We start from the raw sequence: 19,911 nt of genomic DNA, 5'->3' as shown, positions 1-19,911 counted from the left end.
CCATGGGTTACTCGCCCCTACAGCATGAGAAAGCGATTGAGATAAGTGAAAAATAAACACACACCGACCCGGACAGGTCGCCTTGCCCGGTGGATCGCCGGCGTGGCCATCGGTCTGATGGCGCTGGTGGTCGGAGCCCCGGCGTCCATGGCCCAGGGCGCCGACAGCGTCGAAGGCCAGACCTACGTCATCGGCACCGACACCACCTTCGCCCCGTTCGAGTTCCGCCAGAACGGCGAGCTGACGGGCATCGACATGGACATCCTCCATGCCATCGCCGAGGACGAGGGCTTCCAGGTCGAAGTCCGCTCGCTGGGCTTCAGCGCGGCGCTGGCCGCGCTGTCCGCCAACCAGGTCGACGGCGTCATCGCCGGCATGTCGATCACCGACGAACGCAAGCAGATCTACGACTTCTCCGAGCCGTACTTCGAGTCCGGCGTGCAGATGGCGGTGGCCAAGGACGACGAGGCCATCAAGGGCTACGAGGACCTCAAGGGCAAGACCGTTGTCGCCAAGACCGGTTCCGAAGGCGAGACCTACGCGAAGTCGATTGCCGAGCAGTACGGCTTCACCGTCAAGTCCCTTGACCAGTCGGCCACCATGTACGAGTCGGTCAAGGCCGGCTCCGCCGTCGCCGTCTTCGACGACTACCCGGTGCTGGCCTACGGCATCGCGCAGGGCAACGGCCTGAAGACCGTCACCGACAAGGTGCCCGGCGGCTCCTACGGCTTCGCCGTGAACAAGGGCGAGAACACCGCGCTGCTGGCCGCCTTCAACGACGGCCTGGCCGAGCTGAAGGCCAACGGCGAATACCAGAAGATCCTGGACAAGTACCTGGCCGACCCCACCGCCAGCACTCCTGGCAACTTCTTCGACCTGGCGGTCAAGTCGTTCCCCGCGCTGATGACCGGTCTGGGCAATACGCTGGGCGTCACCGCCATCTCCTTCGCGATCGCCATGGCGCTGGGCCTGATCTTCGGCTTCTTCAAGATCTCCGGCAACATCGTGCTGCGCGGCATCGCCACCACCTTCGTGAACATCTTCCGCGGCACCCCCCTGCTGCTGTGGGCGTTCATGTTCTACTTCGGCCTGCCGCAGCTGACCGGATGGGACATCAGCGTCTGGACCGCCGGCATCCTCACCCTGTCGCTGAACGCCGGCGCCTACGTGGCCGAGATCGTGCGCGGCGGCATCCAGTCGGTGGATCCGGGACAGCTGGAAGCCGCCCGCTCGCTGGGCCTGGGCTACGGCAAGTCCATGCAGAAGGTCGTGATCCCGCAGGCCTTCAAGATGATGACCCCGTCGCTGATCAACCAGCTGATCATCAGCCTGAAGGACTCCTCGCTGCTGCTGGCCATCGGCTTCGCCGAACTGCTCTACCAGGGTCAGCAGATCTACGCGGCGAACTTCCGCGTCACCGAGACCCTGCTGATCGTGGGCGTCATCTACTTCGTCGCCATCATGGCCCTGACCAAGCTGGCCAACTATGCCGATAAGAGGTTCAACAAGTGAGCACCGCAAGCGAGATGAACTCGCAGGTAAAGATCCAGGTCACCGACCTGCACAAGTCCTTCGGATCCAACAACGTGCTCCAGGGCATCGACCTGGAGATCCGCGAGGGCGAGGTGTTGTGCGTGATCGGCCCGTCGGGCTCGGGCAAGTCCACGCTGCTGCGCTGCCTGAACAAGCTGGAGGACATCACCTCCGGCACGGTGGTTGTCGACGGCTTCGACGTGACCGACCCGAAGGTGGACATCAACGAGGTTCGCCGCCACGTGGGTATGGTTTTCCAGCACTTCAACCTCTTCCCGCACATGTCGGTGGCCGAGAACATCATGCTGGCCCCGGTGGAGCTGAAGAAGATGAACCGCACCGAGGCCCGCGCCAAGGCGCTGGAGCTGCTGGAGCGCGTGGGGCTGAAGGAGAAGGCAGATGCCCGCCCGGCTTCGCTCTCCGGCGGCCAGAAGCAGCGAGTGGCCATCGCCCGCGCGCTGGCCATGTCCCCGGGCATCATGCTTTTCGACGAGGCCACCAGCGCGCTGGACCCTGAAATGGTCGGGGAGGTGCTCCAGGTGATCAAGGAGCTGGCCGACTCGGGCATGACCATGGTGCTGGTGACCCACGAGATGGGCTTCGCCCGTGAGGTCGCCGACCGCGTGGTCTTCATGGCCGACGGCGTGGTCTGCGAGCAGGGCAAGCCGGAGGACCTCTTCGGCAACCCGCAGCAGGCCCGCACCCAGGATTTCCTGTCCAAGGTGCTGTAGCGACGCAGCGTCCGTAGTCGCGACGCTTTATTCCGCAGGCCGCCCGGAAATGAACAAAAAAATTGTTCATTTCCGGGCGGTTTTGCCATGTGCGGGTCAATCCACAGGAACGACATAGAAAATTATCATTGAAGCTTCAAGTTTTAAGCATAGGGTTGATCCCGAGTTGTTGCGAAGCCGCTCATCCCCGAAGATCCGCCGATGGAGATTGACATGACCACCCGAAACAACCCGCCGATGACCTCCGCCGCCCTGCTGGTGCTGCGCGTTGTGCTCGGCATCATCCTGGCCGCCCATGGCTGGCAGAAGTTTTTCCAGTACACCCTCGATGGGGCTACCGCCTCGTTCGAGCAAATGGGCGTCCCGCTGGCCTCGATAGTGGCTTCCGCCGTGGCCACCCTTGAACTCGCCGGCGGCATCGCGTTGGTCCTCGGGGTGGTGACCCGTGTCGCCGCGGGGCTGCTGGCTCTGGATATGCTCGGTGCGCTGTTCCTGGTCCACCTTCCTGCCGGCATTTTTGTCGACAACGGAGGATATGAGCTGGTGGCCATCTTGGCTGCCGCTGCCGCGGCTCTGGCCTTGGCCGGCCCGGGCTCCTACTCGGTGGACCGTCTGGTCTTCGGCCGGAAGGCCCCGGTCGTGTCGATGTCGAACGCCTAGGAGATAGTCAAGCCCGGCACCCGAAAGGGCATCTTTCGGGTGTCGGGGCATTTAAGCGGACGATTGGCTGGCCTGGGGTGCTTGCGCGATGCCGGTTTCGGTGGTGATGTTGACGTGACCGAACCCACTCTGACATACTGAACGAACGGTCAGTATGTAAATAGTTTTCAGTGAGGTGAACCCATGGCCCCGACCACACCGCAGGAGCCGGGACTGAGTGCCGTCCCAAGCTACGAAGAAGAGCAGTCGCAGGCGCGTTTTGACGCCCTGATCGGCAAGGATTCGCGTATTGAGCCACGCGACTGGATGCCGGATGCCTACCGCAAGACCTTGACTCGCCAGGTTTCCCAGCACGCGCACTCCGAGATCATCGGCATGCAGCCTGAGGCCAACTGGATCACCCGCGCGCCGTCGCTGAAGCGCAAGTCGATCCTCATGGCCAAGGTCCAGGACGAGGCAGGGCACGGACTGTACCTGTACTCCGCCGCCGAAACCCTCGGCACCGACCGCGACGAGCTGAACGACCAGCTGCTGACCGGACGCGCCAAGTACTCCTCGATCTTCAACTACCCGGCACGTTCCTGGGCCGACATGGGCGCCATCGGCTGGCTCGTGGACGGTGCGGCCATCGCCAACCAGGTGCCGCTGTGCCGCGCATCCTATGGCCCGTACGGCCGCGCCATGGTCCGCGTCTGCAAGGAAGAGTCCTTCCACCAGCGCCAGGGCTTCGAGATCCTGCTCTCGCTGTCCCGCGGCAGCGAAGCTCAGAAGAAGATGGCCCAGGATGCCGTCAACCGCTTCTACGAGCCTGCGCTGATGATGTTCGGCCCACCGGACGAGCAGTCCCCGAACTCCAAGCAGTCCATGGCCTGGAACATCAAGCGTTTCTCCAATGACGAACTGCGCCAGCGTTTCGTCGGCATGATCGCCGAGCAGGTCAAGGTCCTCGGACTGACCCTGCCGGATCCCGAACTGCGGTACGACGAAGAGACCAAGCAGTGGATCCACAAGGATCTGAACTGGGATGAGTTCATGGCAGTAATCAAGGGCAACGGCCCAGTCAACGCGCAGCGCATGGAGCGCCGCCGCGAAGCCCACCGCGAGGGTGCCTGGGTTCGCGAAGCCGCCGCAGCATACGCCGCCAAGCAAGTACAAAGTGAGGTTGCCTAACATGAGCCAACAGAACAATTGGCCCCTGTGGGAAGTATTCGTTCGTTCCTCCCGTGGACTCTCGCACGTCCACGCAGGTTCGCTGCACGCTCCGGATGCCCAGATGGCAGTGCGCAACGCCCGCGACCTGTACACCCGCCGCAATGAAGGCGTGTCCCTGTGGGTTGTGAAGTCCGAGGACATCATCAGCTCCGATCCGGATGAGAAGGACGCTTTCTTCGAATCCCCGCAGGGCAAGGACTACCGCCACGCGACCTATTACAAGGCCAGCGAGGGAGTGAAGCACCTGTGAACCACGACGAACTCGATGCCGAGCTCGACAGCTTCGGCGACGCGCTGGCCTCGGCCACCCGCGTCACCCCGGGCAACGCGCTGCGTCCGGAAGACATCGCCGTGGGCGGTGCCAAGCCGAGCGAAGACGTTGCACGCTACGCACTGACCCTGGGCGACGACGCACTGATCCTGGCCCAGCGCCTGTCGCACTGGATCTCCCGCGCACCTGAGCTGGAAGAGGACATCGCCCTGGGCAACATCGCCCTTGACGTGCTCGGACACGCCCGTTCGTTCCTGACCTACGCCGGCCTGGCCTGGGACAAGACCGAAGACGACCTGGCCTACTGGCGCGAAGAAGACGACTTCACCTCGCTGTGGATCGTCGAGCAGCCCAACGGCCACTTCGGCGTGACCATCATCCGCCAGCTGATCGTCTCGGTTTTCCAGCACCTGCTGTACTCCAAGCTGACCGAATCCGCCGACGAGACCCTGGCCGCGATCTGCGCCAAGGCAGTCAAGGAAGTCGACTACCACCGCGACCACGCCATCCAGTGGACCATCCGCCTGGGCCTTGGCACCGAGGAATCGGCTGCCAAGATGCGCCACGCGCTGGAAATCCTCTGGCCATACGTCGACGAGATGTTCCAGGACCTGGAGCTGCACCGCAAGCTGGACGGCATTGCAGTGCTTCCGTCCTCGCTGCGCGAAGCCTGGGACAAGGAAATCAACGCCGTCCTGGCAGATTCCGGCCTGGAAATCCCGAAGACTGGCCAGGCCATGGCCAACGGCCGCGGCGGAGAGCACTCCGAGCACCTCGGATTCATCCTGGCTGAAATGCAAGTCCTTGCCCGCAAGCACCCCGGTGCAAGCTGGTAGCCACCACACCAACCCTTTCGCCCGCTAAGGGGGAGCAGTCTTGAGCAACCTGATCGCCAACACCGAAGATCTGTTCGCCATCGCCTCGAAGGTCACGGATCCGGAGATTCCCGTGCTGACCATCGCCGACCTCGGCATCCTGCGTGAAGTCCAGCAGGACGAGGACGGCGCGGTCCACGTGGTCATCACCCCGACCTATTCGGGCTGCCCGGCCATGGACGTCATCACCGAGGACCTGCACAGGGTCTTCCAGGAGGCAGGCCATGAACAGGTCGACATCCGTTTGGTGCTCACCCCCGCCTGGTCGACCGACTGGATGACCGAGAGCGGCAAGGCCAAGCTGGAAGCCTACGGCATCGCCCCGCCCACCGGGCGGGGCCATGCCGGACGCGTGACGCTCGGCATGAGCGTCAAGTGCCCGCGCTGCCATTCGCTGAACACCCGCGAGCTGGCGCGCTTCGGCTCAACTTCCTGCAAGGCGCTCTACACCTGCAAAGACTGCCTGGAACCCTTCGACTACTTCAAGGTGCTCTCATGACCGACCAAACCACACCAACTCGTCGCCGTGCCTCCTTCCACCGGCTGACCGTCTCCAACGTCCGCCGCCTGACCAAGGACTCCATCGAGGTCACCTTCGCGATTCCCGAGGAACTGAGCGAGGAATACGACTACGTGGCGGGCCAGTACGTGGCGCTGCGCAAGGAGATCCCGAACGCGGAAGGCGAGCTGCACGAGCTGCGCCGTTCCTACTCGATCTGCGCCGAGCCCACTGGCAGCGAGATCAAGGTCGCCATCAAGCGCGACCTGGGCGGCTTGTTCTCCACCTGGGCCAACGAAAACCTGGCCGCAGGCGACCAGATGGACGTGATGAGCCCTGCCGGCGCGTTCATCTCCAAGCACCGCCTGACCGAGATCAATGATCCGTCCAAGATCGACACCGCTGACCAGGACCGCTTCGTCGCGGTGGCCGCAGGCTCGGGCATCACCCCGGTGCTCGCCATCGCCCGCACCATCCTGGCCGCGAACGAGAACACCCGCTTCGACCTGATCTACGCGAACAAGGCAGCCATGGACGTGATGTTCCTGGAGGAGTTGGCGGACCTGAAGGACCGCTACCCGTCCCGACTGGCCCTGCACCACGTGCTCAGCCGCGAACAGCGCATCTCCCCGCTGCTCTCCGGGCGCATCGACGCGGACAAGCTGTCCACGCTGCTTGAGACCGTGGTTCAGGCGCCGAGCGTCGACGAATGGTTCCTGTGCGGACCGTTCGAGCTGGTGCAGCTGGTCCGCGACCAGCTGACCGGCATGGAGATCCCGGCCGAGAAGGTCCGCTTCGAGCTGTTCTCCACCGGCGAGCCGACCAAGCCCCAGGGCCATATCGGCCGCCCGGTCAACGTCGAAGAAGACGAGGACAGCTACGAGATCAGCTTCACCCTCGACGGCCTGCAGGGCGAGGTCAAGTCGCCGGTACGCGCCAACGAGACCGTGCTGAACGCGGCGCTGCGCGTCCGCCCGGACGTTCCGTTCGCCTGCGCCGGCGGCGTGTGCGGCACCTGCCGCGCCAAGGTCACCAGCGGCACCGTCACCATGGCGGAGAACTACGCGCTGGAGCCTGACGAGGTCGAGGCCGGCTACGTGCTGACGTGCCAGTCGCACCCGACCACCGAAAAGCTTAGCGTCGACTTTGACGCCTAGAAACGGGATGACTTCATGATCGAACTGACGATTGCCGACTCCATCGCCCGCGTGGTGCTGAATGCGCCGAAGAAGATGAACTCACTGGACGAGGCGGCACTTGCCGAATTGTCCGAGGCCTATGACAAGGCCGCGGCGGCCGTGGAAACCGGAGAAGTCCGCGCCCTGGTGCTGACCGGCGAAGGCCGCGGCTTCTGCGCAGGACGCGACATCTCCGGGGTCAACCCGGCAGATGACGACGTCATCGGCTACCTCGAAGGCAAGGTGCAGCCGCTGCTGGAGAAGATGTCCAGCTTCCCGGCTCCGACCTTCGCCCTGGTGCAGGGTGCCTGCCTGGGTGTTGGACTTGGCCTGGCAGTCGCCACCGACGTGGTGTACGTGGCGGAAAACGCGAAGATCGGTTCGCCGTTCGCCAACCTGGGCGCGACCCTGGACTCCGGGGGACACTGGCTGTTCACCGAGCGCCTGGGTGCCCACCGCACTCTTGACATGATCTACACCGCAGAGCTGATTTCCGGTGCCGAAGCCGTGCGTTCGGGCCTGTTCTCCCGCGCCTTCCCGGCCGAGGAACTCGCCGAGCGCGGCGAGGAGATCATCGCCAAGGTCGCCCAGGGCGCTACCCAGGCGTTCGTCGCGTCCAAGCAGCTGGTGGCGGAAATCCGCGACCAGCGTGTGGGCCTGTGGAACTCCATGCGCACCGAGAACCGCGCGCAGGCGGCACTGTGCGACACCGTGGACTACGCGGAGGGCTTCAAGTCCTTCCAGGAGAAGCGCCCGCCGGTGTTCACTGGCAAGAAGTAAGTACTTGAAGCCAAGCGCCCGCCAGATTGATTCTGGCGGGCGCTTGGTGCATCAATAGACTTTCAGGCTGGGCCGCCGAGGCTGCCGTCCGTAAAGTTTTTTCTTGCAGGCCAACGCCGCCAAGCCGGCAACGAAATTGCCGACGCGCAGGTTGAACTTGCGTAGAACCAAGCACCCTGTTTCACAGTTTTCCCAGCTGGACCGCGCATGTACTGTGCATGACAACAACAGACTTCATGACCGGTCAACGGAATCCGCACAGCGATGCTATCGATCTCGTGCGGGGACCAGTCGACAGCTTTGCGTTCTTCCATGGGTCGGTGCTCGTCTTGGGCCCCTCAATACGCTGTTGTTCCAGTTCGGCATAGCAAGTATTGGCCAGGGGACGGCTGCGACTTTGGATGTTGAATGAGAAGCGGCCTGCCGTGCGAGAATTTTCGGAGCAACGACAAAACGTCCGCTGGATCTGATCCGGCGGACGTTTTGTCTTCGGGCGGGCTTGCCCGTTTAACGGGTATCGGTGTCTTCAAAAATCAGCAGCGTCTGGGTATCCAGCACGGTGGGCAGCGATTGCAGCTCCTCGAAAACCACCCGGCGCAGGTCCAGATTGTCCTTAGCGCGCACCAGCAGGATCACGTCGAAGTTTCCGCCAACCAACCCGATATGGTGCACCTCCGGGATCGAGGCCAGATGGTCGCGCAGTTCCCGCCAGGAGTGCTGGCGCAGCTTCAATGTCACGTAGGCACTGGCTTTCAGGCCGGTTTTCACAGGGTCGATGACCACCGTGTAACGGGTGATCACCCCTGCATCCTGGAGCTTGGCGATTCGCGAGTACGCATGGGCCCGGGAGACATGGACCTTCTGTGCGACCGTGGTGACCGACTGCCGGCCGTCGCTGGTGAGTTCGGCCAAGATCGCGCGGTCGACATCATCCAGTTTCAGTTCCGCGTCAGCGGTCATTAGTACTCCTTGCGAGCGGGTCGGACGAGTCATCGCCAAACCCATTTTCTTGATACGAATCGTCTACAAGTATACGCATCCCATGCTCAACTTTCCATGATTAGCGCCGGGAGTGGATACAGATTGCCACTGATACGCATAATTAGTTGCAAATGATGTTTGGGTGAAGCCAGTCACAGGTATGCGTGACGGGGGACCTTCGCAGCACTACGAAAGGTGGGAGAACATGAGCACCGATGCACACGCGGGTCGCATGACTGAAGTCAGCGACAAATTCGGTATCACCCCGGAAGACTACATGCTGCCAGCACGGCACATGATCAACCTTCTGGACCCGGATGGAACCCTCCGTCCACAGGACAAGCAGGGCACCGAACCGGGCCATGAGTACCCGTTGCCGAGCCCCGCTCGTCTCATGGAGGCCTACTCCGCCCTGGTGACCGGACGCCGCGTCAACGACCAGAACTCCGCCCTGGTGCGCCAGGGCCGCATGGCCGTCTACCCGTCGAGCCACGGCCAGGAAGCCTGCCAGGTCGCCGCCGCGCTGTGCCTCGAAGAAGGCGACTGGCTGTTCCCGACCTACCGCGACACCGTGGCCGTGCTGACCAAGGGCGTCGCCCCGATGGAAGTCATGACCAGCTTCCGCGGTGAATGGCACTGCGGGTACGATCCGAAGGCCTACAACTGCGCGCCGATGGCCACCCCGCTGACCACCCAGCTGCTGCACGCGGTGGGCGTCGCCCACGCGGCCAAGCTGCGCGGGGAGGACACCGTTGTGGTCGCCATGTGCGGCGACGGCGCCACCAGTGAAGGCGACTTCCACGAAGCGCTGAACTTCGCCGCGGTGTTCAACCTGCCGGTGATCTTCTTCGTGCAGAACAACAAGTACGCGATCTCCGTGCCGTTCTCCCAGCAGTCCGCCGCCCCGTCCCTGGCCCACAAGGCCGTGGGCTACGGCATGGCCGGCGAACGCGTGGACGGCAACGACCTGATGGCGCTGATGGCAGTCATGACCCGCGCCGTGCGCTTGGCCCGCGAGGGCAACGGCCCGCTGCTGGTCGAGGCCCACACCTACCGCATGCAGGCCCACACCAACGCGGACGACGACAAGCGCTACCGCGAGGACGCCGAGGTCGCCGAGTGGAAGGCCAAGGATCCGGTCATCCGCATCCAGTCCTACCTGGACGATGCCGGGCTGCTAACCGAGCAGGCCACCGCGGAGATCACCGAGAAGGCCGAGGCAGTGGCCAAGACCCTGCGCGACGGCATGAACCAGGACGCGGACACCGATCCGCGCGAGCTGTTCGAGCACGTCTACTCTTCCAAGACCCCACAGATGGCCGAGCAGCAGGCAATGCTCGCCGACGAACTAGCCCGTGAGGAGGCCTAGCATGACTACCACCACTTCGCGGGTGAACCCGAACGTCTCCGACGCTACCGCCCGTGCAGCGGCCAAGGCCGCCACCGAGAACCAGCCGGTCACCTTCGGCAAGGCGCTGAACACGGCGCTGGCCGATGCCCTGACCGCAGAGCAGTCCGTGGTCATCTTCGGCGAGGACGTGGGAACGCTTGGCGGCGTTTTCCGCATCACCGACGGGCTGACCGCCCGCTTTGGCAACGAACGCTGCTTCGACACCCCGCTGGCCGAGTCCGGCATCGTGGGCATGGCCGTGGGCATGGCAATGAACGGCATGCGCCCGGTCATCGAGATGCAGTTCGACGCGTTCGCGTACCCTGCCTTCGAGCAGATCGCCTCGCACGTGGCCAAGATGCGCAACCGCACCCAGGGCCGCCTGCCGCTGCCGATGGTCATCCGCATCCCCTACGCCGGCGGCGTGGGCGGCGTCGAGCACCACTGCGATTCCTCCGAGGCCTATTACGCCCACACCCCGGGCCTGAAGGTCTTCACCCCGGCCACCGTGGCCGACGCCTACCTGATGCTGCGCGAGGCCATCGACTCCGAGGACCCGGTGGTCTTCTTTGAGCCGAAGAAGCTGTACTGGTCCAAGGAGCAGGTCAACCTCGAAGAGCTGGCCGCCCAGTACGAGGCCGGCAAGGCCGCGGAAACCGAGGGCAAGGCGCGTATTGCGCGCGCCGGCTCCGATGCCACGCTGATCACCTACGGCCCGAGCGTCTCCACCTGCATGCAGGCCGCCAAGGTCGCAGCGGAGGAGGGTATCAGCCTGGAAGTCATCGACATCCGCACCATCGTTCCGTTCGACGACGAATCGGTGGCAGCCTCGGTGCGCAAGACCGGCCGCGCCATCGTGGTGGCCGAAGCCCAAGGCTTCGCCTCCGTGGCCAGCGAGATCGTTGCCCGCGTGCAGGAGCGTTGCTTCCACTCGCTGGCGGCTCCGGTGCTGCGCGTGACCGGCTTCGACATCCCGTTCCCGGCGCCAACGCTGGAAAAGTACAACCTGCCAAGCGTCGAGCGCATCCTTGATACGGTCGACCAGCTCCAGTGGGAGGCCTAAATTGAGCATTAAGACGTTCCTGCTGCCCGATCTGGGCGAAGGCCTGACCGAGGCTGAACTGGTGCGCTGGATGATCGCCGAGGGCGACTCGGTCATCGTCGATCAGCCCATCGCCGAGGTGGAGACCGCCAAGTCGCTGGTGGAGATCCCGTGCCCGTTCGAAGGCGTGGTCTCGACCCTGCACGGCGATGCCGGGCAGATGATGCTGGTGGACGAACCGTTCATCTCCGTGAACACCGGAGGCGTCGAGCCGGAAGCCGCAGCCCCTGCCGCCGAGGGCGCGCTGTCCTACCGCGAAGAGGAAATGGCCGGAACCCAGGTGCCGGAGGAGGCCGAAGAGGACGAAGCCAGCGGCAACGTGCTGATCGGCTACGGCACCGGCGCCTCCAAGCCGAGCACCAGCCGCCGTCGCCGCCCGCGCGCAGGCAGCACCACCGCGGCCGCGTCCAGCGAGACCTCCACGCAGGCCGTGCGCGTCATCAACCCGCTGGTGCGCAAGCTGGCCCGCGAAAACTCCATCGACATCCACGCAGTGCGCGGCACCGGCCCCGAGGGCCTGGTCCTGCGTGCCGACGTGGAGGCGCTGATCAGCCAGGGCCAGCCAGACGCAGCGGCCGCTGTCCCGGCAGCCCCGGCGGCAGCTCCCGCTCCGGCCGCCGCGCCGGCACCGCAGAAGCCGTCCGAGGGCGCTGCCGCAGGCGCAGACAAGCGCACCGGCCTGCCGGTCGCTTCCAGCCAGGTGCTCTCCGGCGTGCGCAAGACCATTGCCGCCGCCATGAGCACCTCGCGCCGGGAAATCCCGGAAGCGACAGTGTGGGTGGACGTGGATGTCACCAAGCTGCTGAAGCTGCGCGGAAAGATCAAGGAATCCGAGGGCCAGGCGCCAAGCATCATGGCGCTGATCTCCCGCTTCGCCGTGGCCGGCCTGCAGCGCTTCCCTGAGCTGAACAGCCGCATCGACGTGGAGGACGACGGCTCGCTGCGCCACACCATCTTCGATGGGGTCAACCTGGGCTTCGCGGCCCAGACCGACCGCGGTCTGGTGGTCCCGAACGTGCGCGACGCCCACAAGCTGAACGCCAACGAGCTGTCGGCCGAGTTCGCCCGACTGGCCGGCGTGGCCCGCGAAGGCAAGGCCGGGGTCTCCGACCTGTCCGGCAGCACCTTCACCATCAACAACTACGGGGTGTTCAACGTGGACGGCTCCGCGGCGATCATCAACTACCCGGAAGCTGCCATCCTCGGCCTGGGCCGGATCGTTGAGAAGCCATGGGTTGTCAACGGCAAGATCAAGGTCCGTTCCATCTGCGAACTGACCCTGAGCTTCGACCACCGTGTCTGCGATGGCGGCACCGCTGCAGGATTCCTGCGCTACGTCGCCGATGCGATGACCGATCCGAAGAAGGCCCTGTCTACCCTGTAGACGGCAGGAATCAGGCCCCGCAACCCGGGAAGTTTTCCCGGGTGGCGGGGCCTTTTCCGTACCCTTTGGGCGGCTGCAGCCCGGGGGATTAATTGGCAAGTCAAGGCGCATTTCCTAGACTTGAAGATGACTTATCCGGCGACCGGCCCGAGAACGGGGCGGAGCGCCGAAGCCGAAAGGGGCAGATCATTTCCAGCGAACGCGTTGCGATCAGAAGCCGTACACCACTGATCATCCTGCTTTTCCTGCCCATTGCGGTGATCGCGCTGACCCGGACGCTGCTGGGGACGTCGCTGCCCAGCATCACAGCGACCCACTGGTCCGACAGCGCCCGGCCGGACGGATTCGCCGACAGCGCGGTGTTCTTCACCGCCTCCATGACCTTCGCGATCCTCGGAGGCTTGGTCGCATGGGCATCGTTGTACCTGACCCGCAAGCCACTGGTGCTGCTCGGGCTTCTTTTTGTGGGAAGCCTGATGGCTTGGACCACCGCAGGGGTCTATGTTTCCAGCTCTGTGCCTACGGCGTTCGCCGGTGATCCGACCCAAGCCGTAGCGGGACCCTGGATCTTCGCCAGCATCGCAGCGACCTTGGTCAGCCTTGTTCCTGTTTGGATCTGCGGGGTATTCCAGCAGTACCAGCTCAATCGCCAGAACAAGCGCCGTGACCGCTTGGCTAAGGTACAGGAGAAGCGGCAGGCAGCCACAGTGAAGGCCCCGCCGGCGGCTGAAATCGCACCAGGTGATGAATTCAGCGAGACAATGAACGCCCCCCGGTGGTTGTGGCTGCTAGGACTTTTCATGGCGGGCATGGGTATCTTCATGATCTTCATGAGCACCACTGAAGGTGGAGACATCGTCAGCTTCATCATGGGAATCGCCTTCATCGTCCTGCTCACCCCGCTGGTCCTCGGGCTGGCGAGGATCCGCGTGACGGTGGCCGGCGGAAGGCTACGCGTGTCCAGCGCCCTTCTGGGGTTCCCGTTGCGCACCATCGATGTCAAGGACATGGAATCGGTCCTCGCCGAGGAGATCCAGCCCATGGAATGGGGCGGCTGGGGATGGCGCTTCTTCCCCGGCGGATCCGCCGTGGTGCTGCGCCGCCATGAAGGGCTGGCCGTTGAATTGAAGGACAAACGCCGCTTCGCGGTCACCATCCCTCGTTCCGAACAGGCCGCCGCCCAGCTGAACGCCCTGATCGCCCAGGGTCGCTAGCCGGTACTGCGGCGGATCAGATGCGGGCCGGGCCGATGACAACGGAGCGCAGCGCCAGCCCCGAGATCAGGGACGCAGCCACCACATGCACGATGCCCAGTACCGCATAGGCCAGCAGCAGCTCCTGCGGGACCTTCTGGATGTGCGGGTGGGGGAGCAGATAGGACAGCAGCAGCACCAGCACCCAGACGACCAGGCTTAGGACGCCCAGGCTTCGCGACCAGCTGGTCTTGCTGACCTCGCCGCTCAACGGCTGGATGCGCTGCAGCACCGCGCTGGCAAGGACCATCCAGAACGCTGCGACCAGGAAACCGGCGGCGATATCGCTGGGACGGTGCCAGCCGCACACCAACGTGGCCACTCCGGCCGCCGTGGCGAAAACCCACGCGACCAGCTGAACCACAGGCCGCAGCGTCGGCGGCGAGACCAGGTACATCAGTCCCATCGCCGCGGCGGCGGCCGTGGTGTGTCCCGAAGGGAATGAATTTCCCGAGGTGCCGAAGTTGAAATCTGGGCGGATCAGGATCAGGTGCTTGAGGATCTGCGTGGTGGCCATGGCGGCACCTGCAGCAGCAACCGCAATCACCGCCCGCAGGAATCTGCGGTCGCGGATGACGCGGTAGAGCAGGAACACCGTGGCAATGGCTCCGCAGATCAACGGCAGGAAATCGAGGAACTGGCGGACCGGGTTGCCCGAATTGGTGGACGGCCACCACTGGGACCACACGGTGAAGCCCACCTGGTCGGCCCACTGGCCGGCGCGCATCTGGACAAAAAAGACGTACTCGACAATGAACAACGCCAGCAACAGCAACCCGCCGGACCACCACTGCACGTGGCGCGGCTTCAGGGTGGCGGAATGGCGGCTCATATCTCTAGCCTGTCATAACTCACGTGCTTCAAGGCACGCTTTGGGCATGTAACTATCGCCACCATGGCTAGGCTGGGACTATGAACTTTCCCCTGCCTGCCCTGGAAGAAATCCTCGCCCACAGCCACGTAGTCCAGCTGCCCATGCAGGTGAAATTCCGCGGGGTGACCCAGCGCGAAGCGCTGCTGATCGAAGGACCGGCGGGCTGGGGAGAATTCTCCGCCTTCTTGGAATACGGTCCGCAGGAAGCATCCCGCTGGCTGGCCGCCGCCATCGAAGCCGCCTACCAGCCCTTCCCGCAGCCGCTGCGCACCAGCATCCCGGTTAATGCCACGCTCCCGGCCGTTCCGGTCGGCGAAGTCGGCCGCGTGCTTGAACGCTACGATGCGCCGCACACCATCAAGATCAAGGTGGCCGAGCAGGGGCAGAGCGTAGATGAGGACCTTGCCCGGGTGGCCGAAACCCGGCGCTTGTACCCGCAGGCCGCGCTGCGCGTGGACGCGAACATGGGATGGGACATCCCCACCGCGGTGGCAGCGCTGACCCGGCTCAGCGACTTCGATCTGCAATACGCGGAACAGCCGGTGCCCGGCATCACCGGACTGGCCGAGGTCCGCGCGCGACTGCGTTCCGCGCGGATCGACCTGAAGATCGCCGCGGACGAAGCAGTGCGCAAGCACACCGATCCGCTGGAAGTCTCCCGGCTCGGGGCCGCCGACCTGATGATCATCAAGGCTCAGCCGCTGGGAGGCATCCAGACCGTGCTCGACATCGCTGCGCAGGCCGAACTCGATGTCGTGGTCTCCAGCGCCCTGGACACCTCTGTGGGCCTGGCTCAGGCCGCCGCGCTGGCCAGCGCCCTGCCCGAGCTTCCCTATGCCTGCGGGCTGTCCACCGGAACCCTTTTCGCGGACGACGTGACCGACGAGCCGCTGCTGGCTACCGCCGGGTACCTGCCGGTGCGCCGCGTGAAGCCGCAGCCGCACAAGCTGGCCAAGCTGCATCCGGGACAGGAACGAGAGGCCTGGTGGCACCTGCGGGTGCGCGACTGCTACGCGCAGCTGTTGGAGAACTAGGGGAGCCGCACCCAGAATTATCCTCGTGTTAACCTCCAGTACGGCTTTTGACCACTTCGGGATGAAAACCTCGAATCGCTTCACCCCCTGACGAGCGAGCCACACCGAGGAAGTGACGGATCAATGAATCCCACCCGTACCCTGCTGCCGATGCTTGGCCATACCCGCGGCGGACGTTCCGCAGCGACCTGCCACTTCAAATGCGGGGATGCCTGCGTCAAGCCGGACTGCAACAACTCATCCAACGCGTACTTCCGCGACATCGCCGACTCCGCGCTCTCCCGCCGCCAGATGCTTGGGCTCGGTGCCATCGGTGCCTCCGCACTGGTCGTCGGCCCGCAGCTGTTCGGCGCCCCGCCGGCATCCGCTGCTGAAGTGGCCGTCGCCGGCAAGCACGGCTCCCACGGCGGGAAGCTCGGTTTCCAGGCCATCGACCCGGTCTCGCGCTCGGTGGACACCATGACCGTGCCCGAAGGCTACGACTGGCACAGCATCATCCGCTGGGGCGACCCGCTGTTCAAGCGCTCGCCGGAATTCGACGCGCAGAATCAGACCGCACGCAAGCAGGCCGAGCAGTTCGGATACAACTGCGACTACCTGGACATCATCGTGGACAAGTACTCCGGCCGCACCGGCGTGCTGGTCGCCAACCACGAATACACCAACGAAGACATGATGTTCGACGCCGACTGGTTCGAGGCGAACAAGGACGAAGCCCGCCGCATCGCCATGAACGCCCACGGCTTCAGCGTTGTCGAGGTCTCTCGCAAGAAGAACGACAAGAAGTGGACCTACGTCCAAGGCGGCGAACGCAACCGCCGCATCACCATGCAGACTGAGTTCACCGTGGACGGGCCGGCTGCGGGCAGCGACCTGCTCAAGACCGCAGCGGACCGCACGGGCACCAAGATCCTGGGCACCTTGAACAACTGCGCCGGCGGCACCACTCCGTGGGGCACCGTGCTCTCCGGCGAGGAGAACATCGACCAGTACTTCCGCGGCCGCGGAACTGCCGAGGAAGCCCGCTACGGAATCGCGGCCAAGGCCACCGAACGCGGCTGGGAAGACACCGACCCGCGCTTCGGCCTGCACCATGAAGGATTCGAGAACGAGGCGAACCGCTTCGGCTGGGTTGTCGAGATCGATCCGCAGAATCCGAAGTCGATCCCGGTCAAGCACACCAATCTGGGCCGCTTCAAGCACGAGGGCGCGAATGTGCGCATCGCCAAGAACGGCAAGGCCGTCGCCTACTCGGGCGACGACTCGCGCTTCGAATACATCTACAAGTTCGTCTCCTCGGGGACCTACCGCAAGAACGACCGCCGCCACAACATGACCCTGCTGTCGGATGGCGACCTGTATGTCGCGAAGTTCGCCGGCAACTCGCCGGCCGCTGAAATCGACGGCAGCGGGGCGCTGCCCTCGGACGGCGCCTTCGACGGCACCGGCACCTGGCTTCCGCTGGTGCGCGGCGGCAAGTCGATGGTGGACGGCATGAGCGTGGAAGAAGTGCTGGTGTATACCCGTCTGGCCGCCGACAAGATCGGCGCCACCAAGATGGACCGCCCCGAAGACGTGGAGCCGAGCCCGGTCTCCGGCAAGCTGTACGTGGCGCTGACCAACAACTCCGACCGCGGCAAGGCAGGCAAGGAAGGCGCCACCGAGCAGAACCCGCGCGTGGCAAACCGCGACGGGCACGTCCTGGAGCTGACCGAAGCTGGCAACGACGCGACGGCCACCAAGTTCACCTGGAACATCCTGCTGGTGGCGGGCGACCCGAAGGTCAACTCCTCCACCTACTTCTCCGGCTATCCGGCGCAGAAGGTCTCCCCGATTTCCTGCCCGGACAACCTGGCCTTCGACTCGGCGGGCAACCTATGGATCTCCACCGACGGCGCCCCGGGCACCATCGGCTACTCCGACGCGCTGCACAAGGTGACGTTGACCGGCAAGGACCGGGGCCGCGTGGAGCAGTTCCTCGCGGTGCCCACCGGGGCCGAGACCTGCGGCCCGGTGATCCATGACAAGGACGGTTCGGTGTTCGTTGCGGTGCAGCATCCGGGCGAGGGCGGCAGCTTCGCCCAGCCGGCGTCGCTGTTCCCCGATTTCGTAGCCGCTCCGGGCAAGGTGAAGAAGGGCCAGTTCTACGGCCCGCGGCCCAGCGTGGTCCAAGTCTTCACCGAGCGCCAGGGCAACAACGGAAACGGTCACGGGCATGGCCACGGCAATGGGCACGGCAAGCACTAGCCATTTCCGGTGACAGGCAGGAAGCGGCGGGAAGCGACAGGCTTCCCGCCGCTGTCCGCGTCCCGGGATGAACTCCGGGTACCGGGCAACCGGCGACTCGATAGACTTGGAAGGGTGTTTTCCGGCCAAGACTAGAGGTGACTGAACGCGTGAGTGCGCAGCAGGATGGACAGCGTGCCATCACCACGGCCCGCGAGGTGCTCTCGGCACTGATTGCCGCAGGAATCAGAGACCTGGTGATTTCTCCCGGTTCCCGCAGCGCCCCGCTGGCCTACGCCGCGGCCGAAGCCGAAGCCGCAGGGAAGCTTCGGGTGCATGTGCGCATCGACGAACGCTCGGCTTCTTTCATGGCGCTGGGACTAACCCAGGCCACCGGCGCGCCCACTGCCATCGCCGCCACCAGCGGCTCGGCCATCGGCCAGATGCTGCCCGCCGTCATGGAAGCCAACCACACCGGCACGCCGCTGCTGGTGCTCTCGGCCGACCGGCCGGACGAGCTGCACGGAACCGGCGCCAGCCAGAGCACCCGGCAGAAAACGTTGTTCGGCGAGCACGTTCGTGCGGCGCTGAACGTCCCCGCCGGGAACAGCCCTGCAACTGCGCTGGATGCGGCCCTGGCCGCTCTGCGCGGCAATGCGCAGGCACCGGCCGGCCCGGTGCAGCTGAACCTGCAATTCCGCGACCCGCTGACGCCTGAAGACGACTCCCGAGTGGAGACCCAAGCCTGGACCGGCATTGAGCCGGGGGACTGGGCAAGCCCAGGAACCCAACTGTCCGGAACCGCCTGGCCGCAGCCCACCGACGCCGCCGTGCGGCGCACAGTGGTTGTCGCCGGACACGCTGCGGGTCCCGAGGCGCAGGCTTTCGCCCAGCACCTGGGGCTGCCGCTCTTCGCCGAGCCGTCCTCCAACGCGCGCTTCTCCGCCCACGCCATCCGCCACTACCGCCCGCTGATCGCGGTAGGTCTTGAGCGCATCGAACGCGTGGTGCTGTTCGGGCGTCCCACGCTCAGCCGCCCGGTCGGCCGGCTGCTCGCCGCAGCGCACATCGACTCGGTGATCTGGGAACCGGCTCCTGCCCCCTGGTACGAGGCCGGGCGCCGGCGCGAAACACCCGTGGCAGATCCCCAGCAGCTCGTCGACTTCGCCGGCACCGCACCCCGGGGCTGGCTGGAGGGCTGGCAACAACTGGATGCGCAGGCCCAGCCGATCCGCGCAGCACTGCAGGAACCCGAAACCCTGGACGGGGCCGCAGTGGCGGAGGAAATCTGGAACGCCCGCATTCCGCAGCTGCTGCTGGGGTCCTCGAACATCGTGCGCGACTTCGACCTGGCTGCGGATCCGAGCGTTCCGGGGGCCAGCACCTGCCATGCGAACCGCGGATTGGCCGGCATCGACGGGACCATCTCCACGGCCCTGGGCCTGGCGGCGGGCAGCGGGCAGCACACCGTGGCAGTCATGGGGGACATTACCTTCGCCCATGACGCAAGCTCGATGCTCTGGACCCTGGGCGAGCAGAAGCCCACGGTGGACGTTGTCGTCTACAACGACGGGGGAGGAGCGATTTTCTCCACACTGGAGCACGGCCAGGTGGACGAATCCCGGCGCTACGGCAATAGCGTGGAGCGGCTGTTCGCCACGCCCCAGCAGATGGACCTGAGGGCGCTCGCCGAAGGCTACGGCTGGAGCTACCACCGGGTGCTCACCCGCGCAGAACTCGGCTCGCTGCTGTCTAGCGGCACCCCCGGGGACTTGCGGCTGATCGAGATCCCGGCGAGCCGCCAGGCACTGCGCGCGCACCATCTGGAACTGAATAAGCGCCTGGGCGAACTGCCCTGGCCTGCGGCCTGATCCGGACTCGGAACCGCCCCAGACGCGGCGAAGCCCCGGCAGGCGAACTGGCTGATG

Annotated in this window: 18 protein-coding genes; 16 read left to right on the top strand and 2 right to left on the bottom strand. The window is 65.0% G+C overall.

The features are described from left to right. Positions 1–117: 117 nt before the first annotated feature. The 9 genes from C1H84_RS11500 to C1H84_RS11460 all read left to right on the top strand — a co-directional run bounded on the left by C1H84_RS11500 (position 118) and on the right by C1H84_RS11460 (position 7,739). Positions 118–1,512 carry an amino acid ABC transporter substrate-binding protein/permease gene (locus tag C1H84_RS11500; protein ID WP_082124069.1) on the top strand — a complete coding sequence of 465 codons (1,395 nt, stop codon included), beginning with the start codon at positions 118–120 and terminating at the stop codon, positions 1,510–1,512. Positions 1,513–1,526: 14 nt separating this feature from the next. After that, positions 1,527–2,264, top strand: a complete 738-nt coding sequence (locus C1H84_RS11495; protein WP_047120861.1) for an amino acid ABC transporter ATP-binding protein — start codon at positions 1,527–1,529, stop codon at positions 2,262–2,264. 213 nt (positions 2,265–2,477) lie between these two features. Then, positions 2,478–2,924 carry a DoxX family protein gene (locus tag C1H84_RS11490; protein WP_113607463.1) on the top strand — a complete coding sequence of 149 codons (447 nt, stop codon included), beginning with the start codon at positions 2,478–2,480 and terminating at the stop codon, positions 2,922–2,924. Positions 2,925–3,107: 183 nt separating this feature from the next. Next, on the top strand, positions 3,108–4,094 hold the full coding sequence (gene paaA, locus C1H84_RS11485; RefSeq protein WP_047119790.1) for a 1,2-phenylacetyl-CoA epoxidase subunit PaaA: 987 nt from the start codon (positions 3,108–3,110) through the stop codon (positions 4,092–4,094). A gap of 1 nt (position 4,095) precedes the next feature. Beyond that, the gene (paaB, locus tag C1H84_RS11480; RefSeq protein WP_047119789.1) at positions 4,096–4,386 is read left to right on the top strand and encodes a 1,2-phenylacetyl-CoA epoxidase subunit PaaB; all 291 of its coding nucleotides are present in this window, start codon (positions 4,096–4,098) and stop codon (positions 4,384–4,386) included. Further along, positions 4,383–5,243, top strand: a complete 861-nt coding sequence (gene paaC / locus C1H84_RS11475; RefSeq protein ID WP_047119788.1) for a 1,2-phenylacetyl-CoA epoxidase subunit PaaC — start codon at positions 4,383–4,385, stop codon at positions 5,241–5,243. The genes paaB and paaC overlap by 4 nt, the downstream gene beginning before the upstream one ends. A gap of 40 nt (positions 5,244–5,283) precedes the next feature. Then, positions 5,284–5,781, top strand: a complete 498-nt coding sequence (gene paaD / locus C1H84_RS11470) for a 1,2-phenylacetyl-CoA epoxidase subunit PaaD (protein ID WP_047119787.1) — start codon at positions 5,284–5,286, stop codon at positions 5,779–5,781. Then, positions 5,778–6,938 (top strand): 1,2-phenylacetyl-CoA epoxidase subunit PaaE, encoded by a 1,161-nt coding sequence (paaE, locus tag C1H84_RS11465; RefSeq protein ID WP_047119786.1) that lies wholly within the window; start codon positions 5,778–5,780, stop codon positions 6,936–6,938. The genes paaD and paaE overlap by 4 nt, the downstream gene beginning before the upstream one ends. A 15-nt stretch (positions 6,939–6,953) precedes the next feature. Further along, positions 6,954–7,739 (top strand): enoyl-CoA hydratase/isomerase family protein, encoded by a 786-nt coding sequence (locus C1H84_RS11460; RefSeq protein ID WP_047119785.1) that lies wholly within the window; start codon positions 6,954–6,956, stop codon positions 7,737–7,739. A gap of 507 nt (positions 7,740–8,246) precedes the next feature. Here C1H84_RS11460 and C1H84_RS11455 read toward each other — a convergent pair. Beyond that, a complete protein-coding gene (locus C1H84_RS11455) occupies positions 8,247–8,699 on the bottom strand; it encodes an Lrp/AsnC family transcriptional regulator (RefSeq protein ID WP_047119784.1) in 453 nt (150 codons plus the stop codon). A 226-nt stretch (positions 8,700–8,925) separates the two neighbouring features. On the opposite strand from C1H84_RS11455, the gene pdhA reads away from it, so the two are divergent. From pdhA to C1H84_RS11435, 4 genes are all read left to right on the top strand, one after another. Continuing rightward, positions 8,926–10,089, top strand: a complete 1,164-nt coding sequence (pdhA, locus tag C1H84_RS11450) for a pyruvate dehydrogenase (acetyl-transferring) E1 component subunit alpha (RefSeq protein ID WP_047119783.1) — start codon at positions 8,926–8,928, stop codon at positions 10,087–10,089. A 1-nt stretch (position 10,090) separates the two neighbouring features. Further along, the gene (locus tag C1H84_RS11445) at positions 10,091–11,173 is read left to right on the top strand and encodes an alpha-ketoacid dehydrogenase subunit beta (protein WP_047119782.1); all 1,083 of its coding nucleotides are present in this window, start codon (positions 10,091–10,093) and stop codon (positions 11,171–11,173) included. Between the two features lies 1 nt (position 11,174). Further along, entirely contained in the window at positions 11,175–12,596 is a 1,422-nt protein-coding gene (locus C1H84_RS11440) for a dihydrolipoamide acetyltransferase family protein (protein WP_113607462.1), read from the top strand. 257 nt (positions 12,597–12,853) lie between these two features. Beyond that, entirely contained in the window at positions 12,854–13,810 is a 957-nt protein-coding gene (locus C1H84_RS11435) for a DUF3093 family protein (protein WP_113607461.1), read from the top strand. Positions 13,811–13,826: 16 nt separating this feature from the next. On the opposite strand, the gene C1H84_RS11430 is transcribed toward C1H84_RS11435, so the two are convergent. Then, a complete protein-coding gene (locus C1H84_RS11430) occupies positions 13,827–14,681 on the bottom strand; it encodes a phosphatase PAP2 family protein (protein ID WP_113607460.1) in 855 nt (284 codons plus the stop codon). 80 nt (positions 14,682–14,761) lie between these two features. Between C1H84_RS11430 and C1H84_RS11425 the strand changes: the two genes are divergently transcribed. From C1H84_RS11425 to menD, 3 genes are all read left to right on the top strand, one after another. After that, positions 14,762–15,757, top strand: a complete 996-nt coding sequence (locus C1H84_RS11425) for an o-succinylbenzoate synthase (protein WP_047119779.1) — start codon at positions 14,762–14,764, stop codon at positions 15,755–15,757. Between the two features lie 123 nt (positions 15,758–15,880). Continuing rightward, positions 15,881–18,004 carry a PhoX family protein gene (locus C1H84_RS11420; RefSeq protein ID WP_060616998.1) on the top strand — a complete coding sequence of 708 codons (2,124 nt, stop codon included), beginning with the start codon at positions 15,881–15,883 and terminating at the stop codon, positions 18,002–18,004. A 149-nt stretch (positions 18,005–18,153) separates the two neighbouring features. Beyond that, positions 18,154–19,854 carry a 2-succinyl-5-enolpyruvyl-6-hydroxy-3-cyclohexene-1-carboxylic-acid synthase gene (gene menD / locus C1H84_RS11415; protein ID WP_047120857.1) on the top strand — a complete coding sequence of 567 codons (1,701 nt, stop codon included), beginning with the start codon at positions 18,154–18,156 and terminating at the stop codon, positions 19,852–19,854. Positions 19,855–19,911: the final 57 nt, after the last annotated feature.

Source organism: Glutamicibacter soli, assembly GCF_003309065.1.
GTDB classification, from domain to species: domain Bacteria; phylum Actinomycetota; class Actinomycetes; order Actinomycetales; family Micrococcaceae; genus Glutamicibacter; species Glutamicibacter soli.
Note: the sequence above shows the minus strand (reverse complement) of the source record. Positions and strands in the feature narration are given on the sequence as shown.

Bases quoted from the DNA above. Each gene is read 5' to 3' on its own strand.
- C1H84_RS11500 (WP_082124069.1), top strand. From the start codon at position 118: ATGGCGCTGGTGGTCGGAGCCCCGGCGTCCATGGCCCAGGGCGCCGAC.
- C1H84_RS11495 (WP_047120861.1), top strand. From the start codon at position 1,527: ATGAACTCGCAGGTAAAGATCCAGGTCACCGACCTGCACAAGTCCTTC.
- C1H84_RS11490 (WP_113607463.1), top strand. From the start codon at position 2,478: ATGACCACCCGAAACAACCCGCCGATGACCTCCGCCGCCCTGCTGGTG.
- paaA (WP_047119790.1), top strand. From the start codon at position 3,108: ATGGCCCCGACCACACCGCAGGAGCCGGGACTGAGTGCCGTCCCAAGC.
- paaB (WP_047119789.1), top strand. From the start codon at position 4,096: ATGAGCCAACAGAACAATTGGCCCCTGTGGGAAGTATTCGTTCGTTCC.
- paaE (WP_047119786.1), top strand. From the start codon at position 5,778: ATGACCGACCAAACCACACCAACTCGTCGCCGTGCCTCCTTCCACCGG.
- C1H84_RS11460 (WP_047119785.1), top strand. From the start codon at position 6,954: ATGATCGAACTGACGATTGCCGACTCCATCGCCCGCGTGGTGCTGAAT.
- C1H84_RS11455 (WP_047119784.1), bottom strand. From the start codon at position 8,699: ATGACCGCTGACGCGGAACTGAAACTGGATGATGTCGACCGCGCGATC.
- pdhA (WP_047119783.1), top strand. From the start codon at position 8,926: ATGAGCACCGATGCACACGCGGGTCGCATGACTGAAGTCAGCGACAAA.
- C1H84_RS11445 (WP_047119782.1), top strand. From the start codon at position 10,091: ATGACTACCACCACTTCGCGGGTGAACCCGAACGTCTCCGACGCTACC.
- C1H84_RS11430 (WP_113607460.1), bottom strand. From the start codon at position 14,681: ATGAGCCGCCATTCCGCCACCCTGAAGCCGCGCCACGTGCAGTGGTGG.
- C1H84_RS11425 (WP_047119779.1), top strand. From the start codon at position 14,762: ATGAACTTTCCCCTGCCTGCCCTGGAAGAAATCCTCGCCCACAGCCAC.
- C1H84_RS11420 (WP_060616998.1), top strand. From the start codon at position 15,881: ATGAATCCCACCCGTACCCTGCTGCCGATGCTTGGCCATACCCGCGGC.